The following is a 24,177-nucleotide window of genomic DNA, read 5'->3' as shown; positions in this document are numbered from 1 at the left end:
CATCGCGGTACGGCGCCGTCTGATCTGCAAGGCTCTTGTCGCACCAGAATTCATTAAAGCAACGGTTGAAACGAAGCAGGACTTGCTCCCCGCGGTCGGCTCGGCCAGGTGGACCAGTTGCCCGCGGCGGGCGCACGGGCGTGGATTGGTTTGCAAATTTGCGTTACTCTGAGCCTTCGGAAAAAGGCTGGGGGGCCCTATGTTGGATAGGAGTTTGCTTGAGGCTCGGCTGATCGAGAGTTTCGCGCCGCCGCCGCTGAGGCTCTTCGGCAAAGAGCCCTCCATTCCGTCGGATAGCCGCATGGCCCTGTTGTGGCTCGACGTCGTCGGCTTCACCCGGATTACAACGCATTTTCTTGCGCGCGGACCCGCCGGCATTGAAGATCTGGCAAACCTGCTGGAACTGCATTTCGCCGGGCTCATCGACAGGATCGTCGCCCATGGCGGCGAACCGTTGATGTTTGCCGGTGATGGCCTGCTTGCCGGCTGGCCGTGCGCTGGCTCGACCCCTTACGAGGCTCTTCTGCGCGCGGCGGCGTGCGCCCAACACATTCTTGCTTCGTCGCGCGGTACCCTGCCTTCAGGAGAGCCGATCGAACTCCATGCCGTGCTTGCCTTCGGGCAGTGCCATACCGCCGAGATCGGAACCGAGCGCCTTCGGCTCCACGTGACCGTCGGAGAAGGGCTCGCCGATTTGCAAGAGGCGAGCACCACGCGGGCCAAGGGACAGCTGCTGGTTTCCGTGGCCGCACGTTCGATCCTCGGCGATGCCGCAACCGTGCAATCGATTGGCCGCGACGCGACCGTCCTGACGTCGTTGCGTGGCGCACCCGACCCGACGCCATTGGCCATACCGCCGCTGACTTCGGAAGCGCGCGAACGACTGGCCAGTCTTGTACCGCTCCCTGTTGCGCTCCGCCTCGATGGAAGGCTTCTCGATTGGACGGCTGAACTCAGGCGCATATCTGTGGTGTTCGTTGCCCTTCCGCGGCTGGATCACGCTTCGCCCGACATTTTGTCCCGGCTCGAGTCGATCGTCGCCGCAATCGCGCCAAAGGTCCATGAGCGGGACGGGTTTATACAGCAGCTTCGGGTAGATGAGCGTGGCGCAAACCTGGTCATCGTTTTCGGGATCCCGCCTGTTGCGCATGCGGATGATCCCGTGCGGGCGGTCCGGTGTGCCGTCGACACGCGTGATGTGCTGCGCGGTATAGGCCAGCCCAGCAGTATCGGCGTCGCAACCGGGACGGCCTTCTGCGGATTGATCGGGAACGATGTCTTCCGCGCCTGGACCACTTACAGCGAAGCGGTCAATCTTGCCGCCCGGCTCCAGGGGGTGCAGCAAGGCACGATCCAGTGCGACGAAGCCACCGTCCGCGGGGCGCAGGATGCCATATCCTTCGTTCCGATCGGTCACAGCCAGGTGCGCGGATTGGATCTCAATGTCCCCGTCTGGACACCCAGGCGGCAGGATCGCTCCGAGCTCGACGAACTGATGCGCGGGCGCGAGCGCGAACTCACGCGCATTCTGAGCGCCCTCGACGATGCGGCCCAATCCGGCATTTCTCGATTTGTCATCGTCGAGGCGGAATCCGGGATGGGTAAATCACGCCTGCTGGCGGAGTTGCATCATCGTCTGTCGACCAGCCAATCCACCACCTTGAGCGGCATCGCGGATCGGATCGAGCATCGCGTTCCGTATCGAGGCTGGCGAGGCGTGCTTACCGAACTGCTCGGTCTCGATGCCAAACAGCCGGAAACACAGCGGCGCGCGGTTGCCTTGAGCGCGCTGGGCCCGGAGCTTGAGCCGCGCGCAGCACTCCTGAACCCGATCTTGCAACTCGATTTTCCCGAATCGGTCGAATTGGAAGCGATGAGCGCCCCCCAGCGCACGGAGGCCCGGCTCGATTTGCTGGTTTCGCTTCTCCAGCGCGCCGCCTCCGGCGGTTCGTTGCTTGTGACGATCGACGACGCCCAATGGCTGGACGACGAGAGTTGGAGGCTGGCGGCGAAGGCGGTTCGTGCGGTTCGCGGTCTATGTCTGGTAATGGCCATGCAGCCGATGGAGGAAGACGCACGGATAGAGGCGCTATCCGACGGCGGCGCGCTGCGATTGAAGCTGGAAGGCCTTTCGGACGAAGATCAGGACAGACTGGCGCTGACCCGACTCGGCGCCGAACGCATTGCGCCGGCTCTGGCGAACCTGCTGCGCGCTCGCGCCCGAGGGCATCCCTTTTTCTGTCTCGAACTGGCCCGCGCGCTCCATGACGAAGGTTTGATCGAAGTGGTGGACGGCACGTGTCGTATCGCGCAACATCTGGTGAACGATCGCTTGCCTCTGCCGGACTCGATTCACGCCGCGGTGGCGCGCCGTATCGACCGTCTCGATCTTGAAAGCCAGGTGACGCTCAAGGTCGCAAGCGCCGCGGGCCTGCGTTTCCCGACCGCCCTTGTGGCCGCTGTCCACCCCACCGCGAGCGCCGAACAGAACGTCGTCGGCCGCCATCTGGCGATGCACCACCGCGCGGGCATGCTGCAGCCAGAAAACATCGACGAATTGGACGGCTACAGCTTTTGCCATGGCATTATGCGCGATGTCGCCTATGAGCTGATGCTCTACGGGCAGCGCAAGCAATTGCACCGCGCAATCGCCGACTGGTACGAGCAAAATAGCGCCCTCGATATGTCGCGCTTTTACGCTTTGCTCGCGCATCACCTGGAGGCGGCAGGCGAGCCGGTACGGGCGGTTCACTATCTGAGGCTCGAAGCCGAGCGTGTTTTCGGTCTGGGATTCGTGCGGCAATCCCTTTCGATCGGTCTGCACGGTGCGGCGCTTCTCGGCTCCGAAGTGCCAGCCGACGGCGCGGGACTCCAAAAGGCGATCGGCCAGGAGATGGAGCAGATCGCTGCCTTGCTCGGCGACAGGCAGCCGGCGGATCTCGTCGACCTTCCGCAACTACAGGACGAACATGTCGCAAGCCTCGTGCCGCTGTTGCTGAGCATCGCACCCTACGCCTACCAAAGTCAGCAACCCGAATTGTTCGCGCTTCTCGGCGCGAGATGCCTGCGTCTGACGCTCGCTCACGGCCAGGCCGTTTTCACGCCGGATGTCTACGCGATGTATTCGGTTGTCCATGCGGCGATGACGGGCGACCGGCGGAGGGGTGCCGCATGGAGCGATCTGAGCCTACAACTGCAACCCCGCATCAAAGGCGCGAGCTTTGCACGCTGCGCCTTTATCAACGTGTGGTTCCACAATCATTGGGTCGGAAAACTGGAGGACGGAATTGCACGAGCAAAGGCGGGTGCCGAAGCCGGCCTTGCGAGCGGCGAAATTGTCTACGGCTGTTTCAATCTCACGACGGTTATCGTGCTGCTCGCGGCGGCCGGCCGGCCGATCGATGAGGTCATATCGACCGGCACCACCTATCTAGCGCAAAACGGCGGTCGGGTACGCAATTCCGCCTTCACACTCCTGCTGGAACTGCAATCGGCCCGTGCGCTTGCCGGCAAGACCCGCGCGTTCGACCAGCTCTCCGACGCGACCGTGGACGAGGAGACTGAGTTCGCAACCATGCTCCAATCGCGGTTCAGCAATCAGATTGCCGGCTATTACACGGCGAAACTGCGCTTGGCTGTGCTTGGCGGAGACTGGCGAGGTGCTCTCTCATGGGCAGAGCAGGCGCGTGTCCTGTTGCCGTTTTTCGCCGGGCAACCCTCCGAAGCCGTGCTGGTGCACTATCACGGTGCTGCGGCGCTGGCGCTTGCCGCCTTCGGCTCCCCGAAGGATGCTCAGGCCCTGCGCGCCGAGGGATGGGACTGCGCGGACCAGATGCGCAATTGGGAATCCTTGAATGAGGCCTGGCTCGGCCCCAAGGCGGATATTCTCGAGGGACTGCTCGAGGTGGGCTCCGGCCAAATCGCGGCGGCGCAAAGGCTGCTGCGCAGGGCGGCGGAGCGCGCAGCGGAAACGGGCCACTTGGAAGACCGCGCCTTCGCTCTGGAATGCCTGGCCAGGGCGCAACGAACGGCTGGCGAAATCCCCAGCGCGCTCAAAGAGGCGCTGGCGGCATATCGGGCATGGGGCGCCGAGGGCAAGCGCACACGCCTCGCCGACGAGTTCAGCGCAGCCTAGATAGCGACCCGCACCGACGTCGACCGGTTGCGCCGAAGTGATTTAAACCCGCATGTTGGCAAGATGAACTCGTATGTGGTTCACGCCACCCGCCGCAGCAATAAAGCGTGCGCATGCAAGTCGAGGCCGAGCGCCAGGAGCATGACATAGGGCGTGTCTATGTCCTCTTCGCGGGCAGCCAGCGTCACGGCAATGCTGGCAACGGTCATATTCCCGAAATCCCTGATGGTGCTGAGCGCCGGCTTGGTCTTTAGCTCGTCAGCCCAAGCGTCCAGTAGGAGTGTGGACGCCTGATGACCGATGAGGGTAATGTCGCTGCCGGAGAGCCCCTGGCGCTGCAACAGCTCCTGTGCCGAAATCGCAGCAATTCCACCGCCGAAAGATTTGAAGGCGTTGTAACCCTTCTCGGTCATGTGGAAATAGGGACCGCTATATTCCTGGTCCTCGGGCTGCCCTTGCGTCTTGATGGGATCACCGCTGACGAACATCGCACCATAAAGATCAGATCTGACAAGAGCCTGCTGATCCTGAACAATCCAGCGCACGCCAGCTGATGCACAGCCGAGCACTGCCGCGCCTGCGCCGTCTCCGGCGCTTACCGAGGCGCCCTGGTTATAGTCGACGGCGCGTGTCCAGTCGCCGCCTGCGACCACGAGAATCCGTCTGGCCCGCCCAGCCTTGAGCAGCGCATCGGCAATGACGAGCGCTTCCGTGAAGTTGGAAAAGTCATTTCCAAGCGGCAGCGGCATGGCTCGCTCCGGGAGACCGAGCCGCGCATGCAGCTCTCCGAGATCACTCGGTACGATGTAACGGCTGAGCGACGCGCAGCCCATCAACAGATCGATATCGGCAGCCGAAACGCCCGCATCGATCATCGCCTTCTCGGCCGCAGCCGCCATGATCGAGACCAGCGATTCGTCGGGTCCCAATACGTGCCGCCGCTCGAATCCTTGGAACAGCGCCAAAATCTCCTTTTGCGAGGCGTTCTTTTTCAGCGCATCGAAGATGGGATCGTCGTTGAGCCGGACCAGGACCGGTACCTGGTAGCCCAGACCGATGACGCCGATATTCTTCTCAACCATCCTGCCACTCGCCTTTCGCAACACCGAGCCGCTGCTGCAAGACGATCTCGGCCGTCTGCAGAGCTCCCTCTGCCCATGTTTGATTGGTCGAATACGCCTCCCCGCAAATATAGCAGGGGAAATTGTCGACCGGCTGAGTCATGCGCGTCAGCATGACATCCGAACGGACGTTGACGTTCCAGAGATGGACCCCACCGCCGAAGGGATCGCGCGACCAGTCCATATAGGCGGCATCGATGGGCTCTGGCGCGCTGTCCTTGCCGTGCATCTGCATGAGCTGGCGATGGAGCTCGTTCACCATCTGCCTGGTGGCCGGATGCTCGGTCCAATTCTCCGCAAGCCGCTTGCCGAAGGAATCGGCCGGCTCCGCCGTCATTTCAGCCGCCTTTCGTTCGAACATCGCCCAATGGTGGCCTGGGCTTCTCAAGCTGAGCGGCAGGCCGACCTTGTGGACTTCCGCCCGCTTGTCCAGCCCTTCCCAGAAACTAACGTTCAAGAGATCGTCGTACACCATGACAAGGCCTGGTCCGTCCCGCTTCGGAATGGTCGTCCCCTGCGGTCCGGAAGGCCAGTAGTAGCATTGCCGGATGGGCATGTCGGTGAGAGAGCGGCCGGAACTAACCCCTGAATCCTGCCACCAGCAGTTCGGATAGAGCAGGAAGCACTTGAACAACGGGATCGGAGCAACGGAGGCGAGGTCCTGCCGGAATTGCGTATTCGCCGGGCCCAGGACCTCGCCATACGGATCCAGAAGTTCGATAGAGCGGCGCGGCATAGCGAGCACGATGGCGCGCGCCGTCTTTGTCGTACCGTCCTGGAATCTAAGCGTGAGGCCGTTGGAGCCGTCGTCGAGCGTGGTGCCGGAAAAGCCGGCGAGCCACTGCTGAAATTGGATTTCGCCGCCGGCGGCCTGGAAGCGGCTCTGAAGCTCAAATGGCACCCTCTCGTAACCGGCGTCGACTATGCGGTAGCTGACATTCGGGGTGAAATCGAAATACTCGGCGGTGAGGTCGAGGGCGTTGGTGTTTCCGCCGAGGCAGTCGTAGCCGACAGTTGCCCGGGCGGCCGCATATCCGTCTGCACTCATGCCCTTGGCCAGCAGGTTCCACAAGCCGTGCTGCCACAACGGCAATCCATCGACCATAACGGTCTCAAGATATTGGCGCAGTGTACCGGCGTTAAGATGGGCCATAAGGTCAGGCATCAAGCGTGTTAGAACGCGTCCTATCAGTCCTGCGGGACTTCCCCCCTTTCCCGCGACCAACCATGCCGCTTCCGCCGGATCGAGCCAGTAGGGCAGGGCGGCCGCATTGCCGAGGTCGCTGGTGCGCAGCAGCTTCCCGCGCAGGAAAGCAATATTGCCGGGAAGATCGACGACCTGCTCATGCCATGGCAGTTTCAACACGCACTCGACGAGGCTGGTGACGAGCGTCTGCGCCGGGGCGACATAGCGCATGCCGCCGACCTCTGCGGTCGTCTCTGGCATATGCGGCGAACGAGCTGAAAGCAGCCGCCCGCCAATGCGTCCGCTTCCTTCGAAGAGAGCGACCTTGAGTTTTCCGCGAGCAGCTTCCCAGCCCGCAAGCTTTGAGCCGGTCAGCTTCGATGTCAGCAGCCGCCAGCCCGTGTAGATACCGCTCATTCCACCGCCAACGATGGCAACGTCGACGTCTGGCATTGTATCCATGAGTTCCCCCTCCTCAGTCGACCTTCTTTTGCCAATAAGGCGCATTCCAGTATGGAGGCGCGGCTTTCGGGTCGACATGCGCCACGATCACTTGCGGGCGTCCGCTTTGGGCGCCATCCATGATCTTCCCCCATGCATCCCGTAGGTCGGCGGGCTGACCGACATCGACAGCATCGGCGCCGAGCCCTTCGGCCACCTTTATGAGGTCGGTCGCTCCAAGGCTGTAGGCCTTGTCGAAGCTGCCGTCGCTCGGGAACAGCATTTCCATGCCCTGTGCCACCATTTTCAGATCGTCGTCCTTCAGAACGATCCAGATAGCGCCTACCTGGTGCGCGGCCGCCGTCGAGATCTCGCCGAGCTGCATCAGGAAAGCTCCGTCCCCGACCAGGGCAATGGCAAGGCGATCGGGCCGTCCCAGCCTTGCGCCGATCACACCACAGACGCCAAAGCCCATCGGGCCCATAGCCAGCGCGCTGTGGAACTCCTGCCTGCGGTCGACGATAAGCGAATGCAATCCCCAACCGACGCAATTGCCGCAATCGATGAAGATGAAGGCATCGTCCGGCAGCAATTCGTTGAGTGTCCGACAAAGGGCGGCTGGCTGCAGCGGCGCGTCCTCGGAGTTGTAGCTCTCAGGCGACGAAAATGGCGAATGGCCCTTCTTGATTTCGGCAATCTCGGTCGCTCGCGCCGCGACGACCGTCGGGTCGGCCGGCCAAGCCGGCGCCTGATCCCAGAGGGCTCGGATGAAGGCACCGGCTTCCGCGACGATCCCGTCGGTGACGGGGAAGCCGCGTCCGATCATCGACTGGTCGATATCGACCTGGATGAACGGACCGTTCGGCACCAGCATCGGGTTCCACCGATAGGTCGCAAGCTCGCCGAGCGACGAGCCCACGACGAGTAGCGCATCATGAGCGGCAGCAGTGCCCTGGCCGATCATCCAATACTGCGGCCATTGGCATCCGGCAAAGCCATAGGCGCGAAACGACAGGTCGTGCGTCTCGGGAAAGACGCCCTTTCCATCCGACGTCGTCATGACTGGAACCTGCCACCACTCCGCCAGACACCGAAGCGCATCGGCCGTACCGGAATCCCGCACCGCCTCGCGACAGCCGTTGCCGAGCAGGATCAGAGGCCGTTTTGAAGTCGACAGTACCTCTAGCACCCGTCGGACGTCGTCCGGCGACGCGCCGACCTTCGGCAGCGTGCGATAGTTGGAGGGGTGGGCAGGTGGTCGCGGCGCAACGATTTGATAGGGGTCCTCGTCATCGATTGGTGCCGATGCGACGCTATCGGAAATGCCGAGACGCACAGCGCGCCGTGGAATTGACAGCATGTCGCGCAGCGCCTGTTCGATAACGATCGGCGCGCCGGCCGCGGCTGCGACATCGGCACTGTAACGCGTTCCCGCGGCGTAGATATCACGAACATTGAGCCCGCAATCGGTGCCCTCCTGAAGGTAGCCGCGGCCAAGGAAATTTTGCGGCACCTCGCCGGTGAGTGTCATGACGGCGGAACCGCCGAAATACGCGTTCATCGTGCCGGTCAGCGCATTGGTGGCGCCGGGGCCGCTGGTGACGAGCACCACACCGGGCTTGCCGGTTGCGCGAAAATAACCATCAGCCATGTAGGCAGCAGCGGACTCCTGCCGGCAGACGACATAGGTGAATTCGGGGCGTTCCTTGACCCTTTCCAAGAGATGGGCGATGCCAGCGCCCGGAACGCCGAACATCAGCGTCGCACGTTCGAGAGCCAGATAGTCGAGAAGCTGGTCGGCAACAGTGCCGCCTTGCGAAGACGTAGATGCAGCCATCGTCATGAACTCCGCTTCATCGTGAGATAAGGGCAGAAGAGCTATGAATGCGATTTCAGGTGACTGTATTGCGAATAGATATGCGACCTGGAGGCAAGCATCTCATCGTGCCTGAGGTCCGCTTGCATGTCGAGTAGCTAAAATAAGTAGGGAATGTGGATACGTTGACTGAAATTATCCCCTCACGACCGCTCCTGATTTGCGCGGGGGAGGAAAGCATAGCGATCAACCACGCGGCAATTGCGGTCGGCGAGGGACGAGCCCGACGTATCAGGCCGCGCACGACGAAGACGCTGCGTCGGAGGCCATCCGGCCGAATATTTGATTGACGAAGACCTCGAGGACAGCAAGGGGTTGCCTCTTGCCCCAGTTTCCGTGTGCAATCTTGGTGCCGTCCTTTATGGTTACACAATCATGTCCGGTTGCTCCTTCTTCGGTTGGATCGTTGACGCTCCGAGGGTGGCGGCGCGAGTAACGTTCAGCGCTCGTCGGCCGATCTTTCCGGCTGGAGAACCGGCGACCCCATCGATCTGCCCGCCCAATGCCGTTCAAAGGAGACTACCAATTGAGCAACCATCTGTTTGACGCCATCCGTGAGAATGTGAAGCCGGGTGCGCCTTTCATCGAAACAGCGGATGGCGCGATTTGGCGCTACAGCGATATGATTGAACAGTCGGGGCGGTTGGCTGCCACTCTCGTTGCGATGGGCGTCAAGCCTGACGACCGCGTTGCAGCGCAAGTCGACAAGAGCCCGGAAGCCCTAATTCTCTATCTTGCTTGCATCAGGGCCGGGGCCGTTTATCTTCCCCTCAACACCGCCTACACGCTTGCCGAGCTCGACTATTTCATCGGTGATGCCGAACCCCGGCTGGTGGTCGTATCTCCAAGAACTCGCCAGGGGCTGGAGGCGGTCGCTGCGCGATATGGCGCCCGTCTCGAAACGCTTGACGAGGCGGGCGGCGGATCGTTGATGACGGGGTTGACGGAGATTCCGGCCGAATTCACCGACGTCGCACGCGGTCCGGACGATCTGGCCGCGATCCTCTACACATCGGGTACGACGGGGCGCTCGAAGGGCGCGATGTTGACGCATGACAATCTTCTGTCGAATGCGGTGGCGTTGCGCGGCCATTGGCGTTTCGAGAGCGGCGACAGGCTGATCCATGCGCTGCCGATCTTCCACACCCACGGCTTGTTCGTCGCGTCGAACGTCACCCTGCTTTCTGGTGCATCTATGTATCTGCTGCCCAAATTCGATGCGGACGAGGTGTTGCGGCTGATGCCCCGGGCGACGGTTCTAATGGGTGTACCGACCTTCTACGTCCGGCTGGTGCAGCATCCCGGCCTGAACGCCGATGTGACCTCAAGCATGCGGCTCTTCATCTCGGGCTCCGCGCCTCTGTTGGCGCAGACGCACAGGCAGTTTTGTGAAAGGACCGGCCATGCGATCCTCGAGCGCTACGGCATGACGGAGACCAACATGAACACTTCGAACCCTTATGACGGGGAGCGCGTGGCCGGTACCGTCGGCTTCCCTCTGCCCGGTGTTTCCCTGCGCATTACGCAACCGGAAACGGGAACTCCGCTTGCGGACGGCGAGACGGGCATGATCGAAGTGAAAGGGCCGAACGTCTTCAAGGGCTACTGGCGAATGCCGGAAAAAACCAAAGTCGAGTTTCGCGACGACGGTTTCTTCATCACGGGCGATCTCGGCAAGATCGACGAGCGTGGCTATGTGCACATCGTCGGCCGGAGCAAGGATGTCGTCATTTCCGGCGGATACAATATTTATCCGAAGGAGATTGAGAGCGAGATCGATCAGTTGCCTGGCATCGTGGAGAGCGCAGTCATCGGCGTGCCCCATCCGGATCTAGGAGAAGGCCTGGCCGCAGTCGTTGTGCGAGAGCCGGGGGCAGTGGTTGACGAGACGACGGTGCTGACAGGATTGCGGGATCGTCTTGCACGATATAAGCAGCCGAAACGCGTCATCATCGTCGACGAATTGCCGCGCAACACCATGGGCAAGGTGCAGAAGAACGTGCTGCGGGATGTCTTTTCGGTGCTTTTCCAGCCGTAAGGCAGCGCGATCCAGCCTTCTGCCTGCCGTCATTTCGCGCAAAGATCTCTCGCGCTTCGGCGCACACGAGATCCCGCCAACGGGCTGAGATAAGGATGATTTTTTGAGGATCTTCAGTTCGGTCGCATCCGAGGCGCTAAATCGCAGCGCTGATTTGCGGGTGCTGACCTTCGCGTGCTTCATGTCTTGCCGGAACGGGATCGCATTTCAGCAATGTGCTCGAAGCTTTTGCATGGGAACTTAGGGGTCCGTATCCGATCAAGAGCAACTAGTATTAAGACAGTTATCCTTTTGAGAGGATATGGCCGGCAAGCACGGAACTAAGCTTCATGTCAATTTGTTAAATTTATCCGACAAGAGCGCGAAAATGCCATCGCAATCTGCTCCGGTGATAATCCAGCAATTGGGCTCTGTACCAGCGAGATGCCGCTCGCCGACGCAAGCAACGGTTCGTCCTTGATTGATACCCGGAGAGCTGTCGATTTCGAGGAAGGCTTCAATGCCGGTGAAGAGCTCCGGCCTCAGCAGCCAAGCAATAACACATGGGTCATGCAGGCACGGATCGCCCTTTGCATAGGCTGAAATCATCGCAACGGCTTGTCGTCCCGCATCATTGTCGAGTTGCTGGAGAGTTTTCAGTCGCCCTGGCGTCGCAACCACAGTGTTCGTCACGTCGAGGCCGAACATGACGAGCGGTGCGCCTGCGGTTGCCACTATGTGAGCGGAGTGCGGATCGACATAGATGTTGAATTCCGCCGCCGGTGTCGTATTGCCAGGGCGAAACGCAGCACCTCCCATGAAGACGATCTGATCGATATTGGCGGCCAAGCGAGGTTCCTTGACAATCGCCATTGCCACATTGGTCAATGGACCAATGGGGCAAAGAGTGACTTGCCCCGGATTAGCCATTACGGTGTCGATGATGAAATCGATCGCGTGGGCATCACGCGGCGTGCCACTCGTGTCAAGGACTACACCGCCAAGTCCCTCGGCGCCATGCATGATGGAGCGATGGCCAGTTGTTCGCATGAGTGGCCGGCTGCAACCGGCATAGACGCCGACATCACTCCTTCCGAGTAGATTGCAAATACCCAAGGCATTGCGCGTCGTGTGATCGAGCGCGACGTTGCCGGCGACGGTGGTGATCCCAAGCAGCTCGAGTTCTTCAGACGCAGACAGCGCCAACATGATCGCGATGGCGTCATCCACGCCGGGGTCGCAGTCGATAATGATTTTTTTTGTCGCCATGATCCGTCACCTCCTGTACCGGGCAGCTTTCATGATGCTTTGACCGCCTTTCGGCAAATCGTTTTTTTTGCGCGCTTGTTTCGGTTTAGACGAAGCAAGGTGCCCGAACCAACGCTTTCATGTGCAAAGCGCGCCGGTTATGAAGTACATCCAGAGAAGTGGATATCGAGACGCCTTCTCCGGCTCTTTGTGATGTCACGATGCCCTCGTTGGTGAGCCGAGCGCATCGCTCGGGCATTCCCGGGGACAAATGGACCGATCGCTATAGATTGTGGTTTTTTGAGATAAAGTCGGGAAATGCGATACACCTTACGCCAAATCGAATACTTCATTGCCACCGCAGAGACCGGCAGCATTACCCTTGCCTCGGAGCGGCTGAACATTTCCCAGCCGTCTATCTCGACGGCGATCAGCCATCTTGAAATCGAGCTTGAGACGCAACTGTTCGTTCGTCACCATGCAAAGGGGCTGTCGTTGACGCCAGCGGGAAGGGCTCTCCTCGGGGAAGCCAAACGATTAATCGACCAGGCCGAGCAGATGTATGCCGTCGCCTCCGAGATCAACGAGAAGATCCGTGGCCAGTTATCGCTCGGTTGCCTTGTCACCTTCGCGTCCATGGTCATGCCTGAGCTCTCCCATTCCTTCACGTCGGCTTTTCCGGCAACCCGCATCGTGCAGACGGTCAGCGACCATGAGGATCTGCTCGAGAGATTGTCCCGTGCGGAAATTGATGTGGCCCTAAGCTACGATTTGCTCGTTCCCGACGGATATGATTTCGTGCCGCTCGCCAGCTTGCCGCCGTATGTTCTCGTTGGCGAAGCCCACCCGTTGGCGCGCCATTCCCCAATCAGTCTGACCGAGCTCGTCAAAGAGCCGCTTATACTGCTTGATCTGCCGATGAGCCGCGAATATTTCATGGGTATTTTTTCCAAGCAGGGGCTGGAGCCGAACATCGCGACGCGATCGAGCCATCAGGACGTCATTCGGACGATGGTCGCCAACGGCTATGGCTATACGCTTGCGAATGTCCGGCCTCGCGCCCAGGTCGCCATGGATGGGAGACCACTTGTCAGGGTGCCGCTTTCCGGCGATCACAAACCGATGGTCATCGGCGTATTGTCCTTCCGGCAGGGCCGGCGTTCGCGGCTGCTCGACGTATTCGAGCAGCACTGCAAGGCTTTTGTTTCCGATGCCTACATTCCCGGCATGATCGCGCCAGCCATGGACCGTCGCTGATAAACGGGCCGAAGCTTCCTCGGATTTTGCTAAGCGGCGGTTCGCAATTCTGTTCTTTGCCTTTGACGCCGCGTCGAACATCTATCCTTAGCCAGCGCCTTCGCAATATCCCGCATCGGTGCCTTTCGGACAGCGACAGACTTAGGAGACAAGAATGACGAATGAGAAACTGATGAAGGGCGAATTTTCCGCGCTGATTGCCGAGATGACGACCAATGAGAAGGTTGCTCTCCTCGGCGGGCACCACATGTGGAAGACGAAGGCGATCCCGCGTCTTGATATACCCAATATCGTCATGACCGACGGGACCTATGGTGTACGCTATTCGATTCCCCAGATCGATGAGGACGAAGCCGGCGGACAGGACTTTTCCGCCTTTCTGTCTATTGTCAATCAACGCGCAGACGACATTCAGATCACATGGGGCAAGATCAAGTTGGCGACCTGCTTTCCGAACGGTACCAGCATGGCATGCTCCTGGGACCTGGGTCTTGCCCGGGAGCTTGGCGAAGCGCTTGCAAGGGAATGCCAGGAGTTTGGCGTTCATCTCCTGCTCGGACCCGGCATTAACATTCGGCGGACGCCGCTCGGTGGTCGCAGTTACGAATATTATTCCGAGGATCCGCTCATCAGCGGCGATTTCGCAGCCGCCGTTATTTCCGGTTTACAGGACAATGGCGTCGGCGCGTCGCTCAAGCATTTCGCCTGCAACAATTCCGAGATGGAGCGAACCACCATGGATTCGGTGGTGGAAGAGCGTGCGCTCCGCGAAATCTATTTGAAGGGGTTCGAACGCGCCGTCAAGAAGGCCAATCCCTGGACGGTCATGAGCTCGTACAACCGGCTAAACGGAGTTCAGGCGGCCGAAAACAAGTGGCTTCTCAATGACGTGCTGCGCGACGAGTGGGGCTACGAGGGCATGGTTATATCCGACTGGCATGGCATCAAGGACCGGCCGGCCTCAGTCATTGCCGGCAACGATCTCGATATGCCGGAAAGCGAGACCCGCAAGGCTGAACTCCTTGAAGCGATCGAGACGGGGAGCGTCGATATCGGCCTTGTCGATCGCGCCTGCGCTCGCGTCCTGCAATTGATCCGGCTCAGCAAGCTCAATGAGCGTCGCGTCGCGGCCTTCGATCGTGACAGGCATCATGCATTGGCCCGGCGCATGGCCGGGGAGTCGATCGTTCTTATGAAAAATGAAGGATCTCTGCTCCCGATCGACCTGTCGAAGACGCGCCGGATCGCGGTCGTCGGCGAAGCGGCGGGTAAGCCGGTTATTCAAGGTTCTGGCTGCGCGACGACGCTGCCAACTTCGGTTGACAGTCCGATCGATGAAATCCGCAAGCTTGCGGGCGAGGGCGTACAGGTCGACTGGTACAACGGTATCAGTGAGGTCGATTCCGAAAGCCAGGCCCTTCAGGCCGAAGCGATTTTAGGTATAAAGGATGCCGATCTGGTTGTCGTCTTTGTCAGCACGGAAGTCGGTTATGATGGAGAGGGTTCCGACCGCCGGACGCTCGATATCGCTCCTGGCCAGGACGAGCTCATTCGGACGCTGTCTCGGACGAACCGAAACATCGCGGTGGTGGTTGCAAGCCCGGACGCAGTCGTCATGCCCTGGGTCAATCACGCCAAATCCGTGGTCGAGGTGTTCTTTTCGGGCCAGGCCATGGGTGGGGCGATCGCGGACGTGCTTTTCGGTAAGGTCAACCCCTCGGGCAAGATCACCACGACCTTCCCGAAACGTATCGAGGACATTCCGGCCTATCTCAGCTATCCGGGCGAAAATGGTCGTCACCTTTACAGCGAGGGCATCTTGGTGGGTTATCGCTGGTATGATACCGCCAACGTGGAGCCGCTTTTTCCTTTCGGCCACGGCCTGAGCTACACGAGTTTTGCCTATTCCGACATTCGCACGGACAGGGATACACTTGCCGACGGCGAGACGCTGACGGTCAGCTTCACGATTGAGAACACCGGCAAGCTTGCCGGCAAGGAAATCTGCCAAGTCTATACCGCTTACGGCACGCCCCGTCTCAAACGGCCCGTTCGTGAGCTCAGGGCGTTCACCAAGGTCTGGCTGGAGCCCGGCGAACGCAAGCTCGTCTCGCTGACAATTCCTGCAGACGATCTGAAGGTCTACGATACCGCGCGCAAGGCATTTGTCTTGGATGACGACGCAGTGGATGTGCAGGTCGGTGCTTCGTCGCGCGACATTCGGCTGTCGGCAGGGATCAGGACCGTCGCCCCACATACGCGCTATCGCAAGATCGACTGGGACACGCAGCCGATTTTCATTCTTTCTAATCCGATCGCCCGAGCGAAATTCAACGCCTTCTTGTGCAGACAACTCGCAATAGGCGAGGCCGAGGCCGATCGCATGCTCGACCATTGCGCCAACTCGTTCATCGGCGTTTTCACCACCTTTGACCGTCGCTTTCGCAAGGCCTTTCCCAAGGAAGATATCGCCGCGCTCCTCGTCGAAGTCAACGAAGCCATGGAACGGGCGGTCTGAGGCGCGCTATCGGCATTTCCTTGCGCGGCCTGCAATTGGCGCGACCGCTGCATTTCGGACCTTCAAAGCAAGCGATCATGATGGATACGATCGAACTCTTGGACCAGCTCGTCGCCTTTAAGACCGTCAGCAAGGACAGCAACCTGCCGCTTGTCGATTTTGCCGAAAGCTTTCTTCGTGAGCGTGGATTTATCTGCCGGCGGGTTTTAGACCCGACCGGCCTCAAGGCAAATCTCATTGCAAGCATCGGGCCGGGCGGAGCCGACGGCATTATCCTGTCCGCCCACACCGATGTCGTTCCAGTTGCCGGGCAGGCATGGAGCGGCAATCCCTTCCGACTGCGCCGCGACGGCGACCGGCTTTACGGTCGCGGTACGGCGGACATGAAAGGCTTCGTTGCGGCCGCGCTGCGCATTGCCGATCGCGCCAGCCGCCTGGCGCTCGGCCGCTCTCTTCATATCGCATTGTCGCATGACGAAGAGATCGGTTGCGTCGGGGTCCGCTCCTTGCTGAGTGATCTTAAGGACCGGCGTTTTTCCGCTGCACTCTGCATCGTCGGCGAGCCGACATCGATGCGGATCGGTATCGGTCACAAGGGTAAGCTTGCCGCGCGCGCCACTTGCTGGGGCCGGGGCGGGCACTCGTCCATCGCTCCGCTGTTGATGAACGCGATACATCTTGCGACGGACGTCACTTCGGTCATTCGACGTCAACAGTCGGATATTGGCAACAATGGCCTGCGCGACGAGGCCTACGATGTCCCATACACCACGATCCATGCGGGCAAGATTGTGGGCGGAACGGCGCTCAACGTCGTTCCCGATGTGGCGACCGTGGATTTCGAGATCCGCCATCTTGCAGAGGACGATCCGACAATATTGCTGGAGCGGCTGCAATCTCAAACAGAGGCATTGTTGGCACCGCATCGAATGCTGTTCCCAGAGGCGGCAATCGGGATAGAGGTGCTCAACGCCTATCCGGCGTTTGCTGTTTCGCCGACGGCCCGCGCCGTTACAACGATCAAGGCATGGCTGCCGGAGGCCGGAACCACGAAGGTTTCCTTCGGAACCGAGGCGGGCCTTTATGTGGCCACACTTGGCATACCGACCGTTGTCATCGGCCCCGGATCGATGGATCAGGGCCATACGCCCGATGAATTCGTCGATGTCGCGCAGTTGCACGCTTGCGACGCTTTTCTCGATCGCATGCTGGTATCTCTTGGACGACGATTGCGGCGCCCCGCTTAGTTCGCCCCTAACCAAAAGGCCTGAAATAAATAATTTACTTGGGTGGGTGTGGATGGCTTTCTCTTGTGGCCATACCCTCCGATACGGGAACAAAACGATGAATAACAAATTCACTCTTTCACGACGTAGCCTCCTGAAAACGGGCGCCGGCGCGGCCGCTATGCTCGCGACGCCAGCCCTCTTGACCAAAGGCTTTGCCGCCGACACGCTGACGGTCTCCGATTATGGCGGCGTGTTCGAGCAGGGCTTTCGTCTTGCCTTCTACGACCCGTTCGAAAAGGAGTTCGGCGTCAAGATCAACGTCGTCACGGTATCGCCGGACCCGGTTCCGCAATACAAGTTGAACGTCGACACGAAATCTTACCTTGCCGACATCGTGATGCTGACCCCGGAGCACGTCGACCGGCTCGGCAAGATGGGCAACTATCTGGAAGACTTAAACCTCAAGATCGATAACCCGGAAAACTATGTGAAGGGCTCGATCACCAACAAGTTCGGCGGCATCGAGGTCTATGCGCTCGCTCTCGGCTACCGCAAGGACGCCATGGGCGATAACGTGCCGAAGAACTGGGTCGATTTCTGGAATGTCGACAAGTTCAAGGGCCGCCGCGGCCTGTGGCATAGCCCGGTCCTGACATTGGAAACCGCACTGCTCGCCGATGGCGTTGCCCCTGACAAACTCTATCCGCTCGACGTCGATCGTGCCTTCAAGAGCCTCGACAAGATCCGGGACCACATCGATATCTGGTGGACGAGCGGTGCCCAGGCGACGCAGCTTGCCCAGAGCGGGGAACTGGACATGATGAGCATCTGGAGCACGCGCGCTCAGGCTGCCGTCGATGGCGGCGCCCCTGTTGGCATCGCCTGGGACCAGGGCTTCTACAACATCGACGGCTGGACGATTCCAGCCGGCTCTCCGAAGATCGAACTCAGCCGCAAGTTCATTCAATATTGCATGAATGCCGAGCGTCAGGCCAAGTTCACCGACGTCCTATCTGCCGGGCCGGTCAATACCAAGGCCTATGACTACATCAAGAAGGAGCGCGCCGAGCTCCTGCCGACCACCCCGGAGCATGTCAAGGGCATGCAACCTCTCAACGCTGCCTATTGGGGCGAACACCAGGATGCCCTGACCGAACGCTTCGAAAAGTGGCTGCTTGGCTGACGCCGAGGAGGCGGTTCTCGCTCCGACCAAGTCGGAGCGAGAACCATTCCGATTTGGAGTATCGCCATAAAGTCGGCCGTCCAATAGGATGGCCCGGCATTTCTATGAGCCGGAGGGACCGGTATTGACCGTTATGACTGAAGCCGCCGCTGCGCCGGCGACCGGAGCAAAAAAGGACCCAATCTGGCTTGCCGGTCCTGGCCTTCTCTATCTTTGCTGTTTTCTCGTCATTCCCGCCGGATCTTTGCTCTGGCTGAGTTTCAACGACAAGGCCGGTAATCTGACGCTTGACGGCTATCGGCAGATGTTGACGGCTGGCGTTTACGTCAAGGTGCTTCTCAACACATTTCGCATAGCGGCCGAAACCACGATCGCTTGCCTGACTTTCGGTTATCCCGTGGCCTACTGGCTGGCACATATGTCCGAACGCCGTCGCCGATGGGTGATTTTGCTGGTGCTTCTGCCCTTCTGGATGAGCGCTTTGCTGAAAAGCTTTGCTTGGATGGTGCTCCTCTCACGTCACGGCGTACTTGCCCAACTCGCCTCGCTGTTTGGCTACAAGGGCAGTATCGACCTTCTCTATGGTCATTGGGCTGTCGTCTTTGCCATGGCGCATACGATGTTGCCTCTTGCCATCATGACGATCCTCCCGACGCTTATGAATATTGACGCACGCCTGATGCGCGCCGCCAACACGCTCGGCGCGACGTCGGGGCACGCATTCTGGCGCATTTACTTCCCCCAATCCGCGCCCGGCATTGCTGCCGCCGGGCTGCTTATCTTCATCGCAAGCCTCGGCTTCTTCATAACGCCGGCTCTCCTTGGCAGCCCACGCGAAACCGTCATCGGTCAGCTCCTCATCACGCAAGTCCAGCAATTGTTGAACTGGCAGCTGGCCGGATGCCTTGCGATGCTACTCTTGGTTGTCACGCTCCTCGTCTGCGTTGTCTATGATCGCATCTTCGGGATTTCCGCGATCTCGGGCGCAGAAACGAGCCGCAGCCAGAAATCCCTTCTTCGCAGCTTCGGCCTTCGTCTGGTCGCGATATTAGCGGCGGTTACCGACCTCTTGGAGCGCGGCGTCACGTCATGCCTTGGGCGGCGCAATCTCGGTTGGCTGCTCGATGCTTTCGGCATCTTGGTTGTTGCCATACTGCTCCTGCCGGTCCTCTTCTTCCCGCCCATGGCTTTCAGCAGCGCGCGCTTCCTGCAGTTCCCGCCTCCCGGCTTTTCGCTGCAGTGGATGCAACAATATTTCAACTCCGACATCTGGACCGGGGCGACCATCCGGTCGTTCGGCATCGCGCTAATCACCGCAGCCTTCGCAACGACGCTCGCCGGCATCGCCGCTTTCGGCGTGGCCCGCACCAAGAGCAGACTGAGCAGCGCGGCCTTCCTGATCTTCCTGTTGCCGATGATCGTGCCCAATATCGTAACTGCCGTTGCCCTATTTTATGTCTTTGCCCATCTCGGCCTTATCGCTACGAATATAGGGATAGCACTCGGGCATACGGTAACGGCCATGCCGCTCGCCTTCATCATCATTCTCACCGCATTCAAAGACTACGATTGGCATCTTGACCAGGCAGCCGCCACGCTTGGCGCCAAACGTCCTGAGATCGTTCGTCTGATCACGATACCGACCGTTGCAGGCAGCATCATCGCTGCATTCCTGTTCGCCTTTCTGCATTCGTTCGAGGAACTGACCATCTCGCTGTTCATCGGCGGCGGTGTGAAGCAGACCTTACCGAAACAGATGTGGGACGATGTTCTCCTTCAAGTCACTCCGACGCTTGCTGCAGCTTCCGTGGTCGTCCTGGGCATTGTCGTCGTCGTCTTCCTCATTGCGGAACGAACGCGACGCACCGACTGACGATCGAAGCTCAAGAGCCATTCAAGGAAAGTGCTATGAATATGCAGTTCAAACAACCGCGCAGCGCAGCTGAGGCCGATCAATCGGCAAAGCTCTCCATCAGGGGCGTGACGAAGAGCTACGGCTCGATCGCTGTTTTGAAATCGCTCGATCTGGAGGTCCGTGACGGCGAATTGCTGACGTTGCTTGGTCCATCCGGCTCAGGCAAGACGACCCTGCTGCAGATCATTTGCGGTCTGGTGGAGCCAAGCTCCGGCAGCGTAGCCATCGATGGCCGAGACCAGACCAATCTGCCCGTCCATGAGCGCGACATCGGCGTCGTCTTCCAGCACTATGCTCTGTTTCCGCATTTGACCGTCGCCGAAAATGTCGCCTTCCCCCTGAGGATGCGTCGTCTAAAGCAGCGCGACATTCAGCGGCGTGTCGACGAGGCGCTGACGATGGTCAACCTGTCGCATGTCGGAGACCGGCTGCCCAAGGCGCTTTCGGGCGGCCAGCAGCAACGTGTCGCGCTTGCTCGTTGCCTCGTCTATCGACCTGGGGTGATCCTGATGGACGAGCCGCTCGGCGCGCTTGATCGGAAGCTACGCGAAACCATGCAGATGGAAATCAAGCGCATCCACCGGGAAACCGGAGCGACGATCGTCTTCGTCACGCATGATCAGGAGGAGGCGCTGGCGCTTTCCGATCGAATCTGCCTGATGAATGAGGGCAGCATCGCTCAGATCGATACGCCTCACGCGATCTACGATCGGCCAAATAGTCGATTCTGCGCCGAATTTATCGGCCTTTCGAATATATTCGAAGGTGCCCTAGTTGAAGGTGGTATGCGCACGGCGGATGGCCTGATCCCGCTCTACGGGTTAACGCAGGATTACACCTACCTCATGGTCCGGCCGGAGAACGTCGAGTTCATTCCGGCCGGGACGGGATATTTCGACGCAACCATTGTTGAAAGCGTCTATGCGGGTTCGAACACCCAGGTCGTTGCGCAATCCGCCGCCGGCACGACTATTTCGTGCAGGTGTCCGGCAGGCGTGTCGGCGCTCGCCGTCGGATCGAAGGTGGGGGTAACTTGGAGGGCGGATGCCGTTCGTTATATCAAATAGCGTCCCTGCGCCGGCAATGAGCTGACGGGTGCGCCCGCGCCCTCAATTCAAATAGAACTGTCAATCGCGATGCGAACTTCCAGCTTGCCTTGAAAGGCCGAGCTTGGAGGCTGTCGCTGTGCGGGCTCGAGAGCCGCATTCGTCTGCCGTGGTTTCATCCGACTTGTTTTGCGAGACACGTCGGCCGGCATTTAGGGGAAAGCTAAGTACTGCCAAAGGAAATCGTAATTTTGGCGGCCCGACAGTTCCAGTAAACCAACAATCAAATCTGCATTGCAACCGCACAAGCCCGAGTTGCCATAGAAGGACTTAGGAGATGACAATTGAAACAGTCGACACGCTTGTTGTTGGTGCCGGCCAGGCAGGAGTGGCCCTCAGCGAGCATTTGAGCAGTTGCGGCGTGCCTCATCTCATACTCGAACGCCACCGCATCGCCGAGCGCTGGCGTTCCGAAAGGTGGGATTCTCTGGTTGCCAACGGTCCGGCATGGCACGACCGCTTTCCTGGCATGGAGTTTCCTGACACCGATCCCGATGCCTTCGTATCCAAGGAGAAGGTGGCAGATTACTTCGTTGCCTACGCGGAAAAGATCGCAGCCCCGATCCGCTGTGGAGTGGATGTGAAAGAGGTTCAAAGGATCGAAGGCAGGCCTGGGTTTCGCGTCGAAACGTCCACCGGTATCATCGAAGCTGAGAGCGTGGTCGCCGCCACGGGACCCTTTCAGCGACCTGTCATTCCTCCCATCGTTTCTGGCGATGCTCCCGTCATGCAGATGCATTCCAACAGCTACCGCAATCCCGCGCACTTGCCGGAGGGCGCTGTGCTGGTCGTCGGAGCGGGGTCTTCTGGAGTGCAGATTGCCGATGAGCTTGCTCGTGCCGGACGACGCGTCTATCTCTCGGTCGGCCCGCACGATCGGCCGCCTAGGGCCTACAGGGGTCACGATTTCTGCTGGTGGCTCGGGGCTCTCGGCAAATGGGATATCGAGACGCCTGCAGCCGGAGCGGAACATGTAACGATCGCGGTAAGCGGCGCGCGCGGCGGCGAGACCATCGATTTCCGACGTCTTGCCGCGCGCGGGATCACGCTGTTGGGCATGGCGCGCGCCTACGAGAATGGCACGCTGACTTTCGCGCCGGATCTGGCGGACAATATTGCACGCGGTGATGCCAATTATCTGTCGCTCCTGGACGAAGCCGATGCCTATGCCGTTCGCAACGGTCTCGACCTGCCCGAGGAGCCATCGGCGCGCGCGATCGGGGCAGATCCATCATGCGTGACCGATCCGATTTTGCAACTAGATCTGGCAGATGCCGGAATTGGTTTGATCATCTGGGCAACTGGCTATGCCGTCGACTATAGCTGGTTGAAAGTCGACGCTTTCGACGAGCGTGGCCGGCCAAGGCACCAGCGCGGCGTGTCTGTCGAACCTGGCCTTTATTTTCTCGGCATGCCTTGGCAGTCCCGCAGAGGATCGAGCTTCATCTGGGGCGTCTGGCATGATGCCAAGCATCTTGCCGACCGAATTTCCACCCGACGAAAATATCTGGCGCATCACTACGCTTCCGCCAAGCGCGAGAGCGAAAATGCATAGCCCGCAATCACGGCAACACCGAATACCAACATTGGAGCAGACAATGGAACATTACCGGCACCGCACCTTCAATACAAAGGATACCTATCCTGAGCAGCGGCTCGACAACGATCTGTGCCAGGCGGTCGTTGCGCGTGGCAAGATGATATTCCTCAGAGGACAATGCCCCCAGGATCTGGATACCGCCACCAACATTGCCAGTCACGATCCGGTGGAGCAAACCCACAAGGTCATGCAGAACATACGTCAACTCATCGAGGAGTGCGGCGGCAAGATGGAGCATCTGGTCAAAGTGGTGGTTTACATCACCGACGTTCGTTACCGTGAAGCAGTTTATCGGACGATGGGAGAATATATCAAAGGCGTCCATCCGGTCTCCACCGGCCTCGTCGTCCAGGCGCTTGCTCGGCCGGAATGGCTGGTTGAGATCGACGGCACCGCTGTCATTCCGGATTGAGGTGCAATGATATGACCTTCTCGATCGTCGCTCGCTGCCCGCGTACCGGTATGTTCGGCGTCGCGGTGGCTTCGTCCTCGGCTGCCGTCGCCGCACGTTGTGCCTACGCCCAGGCGGGCGTCGGCGCCGTTGCAAGTCAGAATGTGACCGATCCGACACTCGGGCCGCGCACCCTCGAACTTATGGCGCGCGGCCTCTCGGCTACCGAAGCCGTCTCCGTTCTGAAGCGGACCTCCGCCTATCCGGAATATCGACAACTGCTCGCCGTCGATGCGGCCGGCGTGAGCGCAGTTCATTCAGGCAGGAAGGCGCTCGGCGTCTGGGCCGAAGCAAGCGGCAACGACGTCGCCTGCGGTGGCAATCTTCTTGCGAACGCTGACGTTCCCAAGCTGATGGTGGAGGCCTTCATCGCGTCTGACGGCCATCTCGGCGATCGCCTGATCGTGGTGATGCGAGCGGCACTGAGCGCTGGCGGCGAGGCCGGGCCCGTCCGCTCTGCCGGGATGAAACTGGTGGATACCGTGAGTTGGCCAGTTGCCGATCTGCGCTGCGATTGGACGGATGCTTGCCCCGTCGAAGAGCTTGCAGCCATCTGGCAAATCTACAAACCGCAACTCGACGCCTATGTTACACGTGCGATCAATCCCTCAGCCGCTCCGAGCTACGGGGTTCCCGGGGATGAGTGAATGATCGTCGACGGCAATAATCTGGCCACACTTATTTAGGGGGCTTACCCTAGCTTCGTCTTTATTTAAGTGAACCCCCGCTTGTTTAAATACCGGCTTTCGGTTGTCGTTATAATGTCCCGGCAGAAACGTTATAACTGACGATCCATTGATCAGGACAAGAGCCAAGTTACGACCGGTTGGACGAGGGGCTTTCGAGGACAGGCCGGCAAATAGAATATCCGGCGTCAGAACCTAGCAATACCGC

Annotated in this window: 15 protein-coding genes; 11 read left to right on the top strand and 4 right to left on the bottom strand. The window is 59.8% G+C overall.

The genetic code is table 11. The annotated features are described in order from the left end of the window. Positions 1-199: 199 nt before the first annotated feature. Positions 200-4,135 (top strand): AAA and adenylate/guanylate cyclase domain-containing protein, encoded by a 3,936-nt coding sequence (locus tag PY650_RS28995; RefSeq protein WP_285883191.1) that lies wholly within the window; start codon positions 200-202, stop codon positions 4,133-4,135. An 80-nt stretch (positions 4,136-4,215) separates the two neighbouring features. Here the strand turns inward: PY650_RS28995 and PY650_RS28990 are convergent, their stop codons facing one another. The 3 genes from PY650_RS28990 to PY650_RS28980 are packed head-to-tail and all read right to left on the bottom strand — an operon-like array spanning position 4,216 to position 8,720. Beyond that, positions 4,216-5,217: a 3-oxoacyl-ACP synthase III family protein gene (locus PY650_RS28990; protein WP_285883190.1), complete on the bottom strand. Its 1,002-nt coding sequence runs from the start codon at positions 5,215-5,217 to the stop codon at positions 4,216-4,218. Continuing rightward, the gene (locus tag PY650_RS28985; protein ID WP_285883189.1) at positions 5,210-6,904 is read right to left on the bottom strand and encodes a flavin monoamine oxidase family protein; all 1,695 of its coding nucleotides are present in this window, start codon (positions 6,902-6,904) and stop codon (positions 5,210-5,212) included. Before PY650_RS28985 ends, PY650_RS28990 begins: the two co-directional genes overlap by 8 nt. A 13-nt stretch (positions 6,905-6,917) precedes the next feature. Then, positions 6,918-8,720 (bottom strand): thiamine pyrophosphate-binding protein, encoded by a 1,803-nt coding sequence (locus tag PY650_RS28980; RefSeq protein WP_285883187.1) that lies wholly within the window; start codon positions 8,718-8,720, stop codon positions 6,918-6,920. Between the two features lie 565 nt (positions 8,721-9,285). On the opposite strand from PY650_RS28980, the gene PY650_RS28975 reads away from it, so the two are divergent. Next, complete coding sequence (locus PY650_RS28975; RefSeq protein WP_285883186.1) at positions 9,286-10,797, top strand: malonate--CoA ligase; 1,512 nt, start codon at positions 9,286-9,288, stop codon at positions 10,795-10,797. Between the two features lie 327 nt (positions 10,798-11,124). On the opposite strand, the gene PY650_RS28970 is transcribed toward PY650_RS28975, so the two are convergent. Continuing rightward, on the bottom strand, positions 11,125-12,045 hold the full coding sequence (locus PY650_RS28970; protein WP_285883185.1) for a nucleoside hydrolase: 921 nt from the start codon (positions 12,043-12,045) through the stop codon (positions 11,125-11,127). 297 nt (positions 12,046-12,342) lie between these two features. Here PY650_RS28970 and PY650_RS28965 point away from each other — a divergent pair, with 297 nt between their 5' ends. The 9 genes from PY650_RS28965 to PY650_RS28925 all read left to right on the top strand — a co-directional run bounded on the left by PY650_RS28965 (position 12,343) and on the right by PY650_RS28925 (position 23,930). Next, positions 12,343-13,281, top strand: a complete 939-nt coding sequence (locus PY650_RS28965; protein ID WP_285883184.1) for a LysR family transcriptional regulator — start codon at positions 12,343-12,345, stop codon at positions 13,279-13,281. 154 nt (positions 13,282-13,435) lie between these two features. Continuing rightward, entirely contained in the window at positions 13,436-15,799 is a 2,364-nt protein-coding gene (locus tag PY650_RS28960; protein ID WP_285883183.1) for a beta-glucosidase family protein, read from the top strand. A gap of 77 nt (positions 15,800-15,876) precedes the next feature. Continuing rightward, entirely contained in the window at positions 15,877-17,046 is a 1,170-nt protein-coding gene (argE, locus tag PY650_RS28955) for an acetylornithine deacetylase (protein WP_349644522.1), read from the top strand. 97 nt (positions 17,047-17,143) lie between these two features. After that, a complete protein-coding gene (locus PY650_RS28950; RefSeq protein WP_285883182.1) occupies positions 17,144-18,211 on the top strand; it encodes an extracellular solute-binding protein in 1,068 nt (355 codons plus the stop codon). A gap of 133 nt (positions 18,212-18,344) precedes the next feature. Then, complete coding sequence (locus PY650_RS28945; RefSeq protein ID WP_285883202.1) at positions 18,345-20,084, top strand: ABC transporter permease subunit; 1,740 nt, start codon at positions 18,345-18,347, stop codon at positions 20,082-20,084. Positions 20,085-20,119: 35 nt separating this feature from the next. Then, complete coding sequence (locus PY650_RS28940; RefSeq protein WP_285883181.1) at positions 20,120-21,193, top strand: ABC transporter ATP-binding protein; 1,074 nt, start codon at positions 20,120-20,122, stop codon at positions 21,191-21,193. Between the two features lie 316 nt (positions 21,194-21,509). Beyond that, on the top strand, positions 21,510-22,787 hold the full coding sequence (locus tag PY650_RS28935) for a flavin-containing monooxygenase (protein ID WP_285883180.1): 1,278 nt from the start codon (positions 21,510-21,512) through the stop codon (positions 22,785-22,787). A 43-nt stretch (positions 22,788-22,830) separates the two neighbouring features. Continuing rightward, positions 22,831-23,244, top strand: coding sequence for a RidA family protein (locus PY650_RS28930; protein WP_285883179.1), 414 nt, complete (start codon positions 22,831-22,833; stop codon positions 23,242-23,244). Between the two features lie 11 nt (positions 23,245-23,255). Continuing rightward, positions 23,256-23,930 carry a DUF1028 domain-containing protein gene (locus tag PY650_RS28925; protein WP_285883178.1) on the top strand — a complete coding sequence of 225 codons (675 nt, stop codon included), beginning with the start codon at positions 23,256-23,258 and terminating at the stop codon, positions 23,928-23,930. The last annotated feature ends 247 nt before the right edge of the window (positions 23,931-24,177 follow it).

Origin of the sequence: Martinezella calliandrae (assembly GCF_030272695.1) — a bacterium.
GTDB classification, from domain to species: domain Bacteria; phylum Pseudomonadota; class Alphaproteobacteria; order Rhizobiales; family Rhizobiaceae; genus Rhizobium; species Rhizobium calliandrae.
This window is presented reverse-complemented; position numbering and strand designations above follow the sequence as displayed.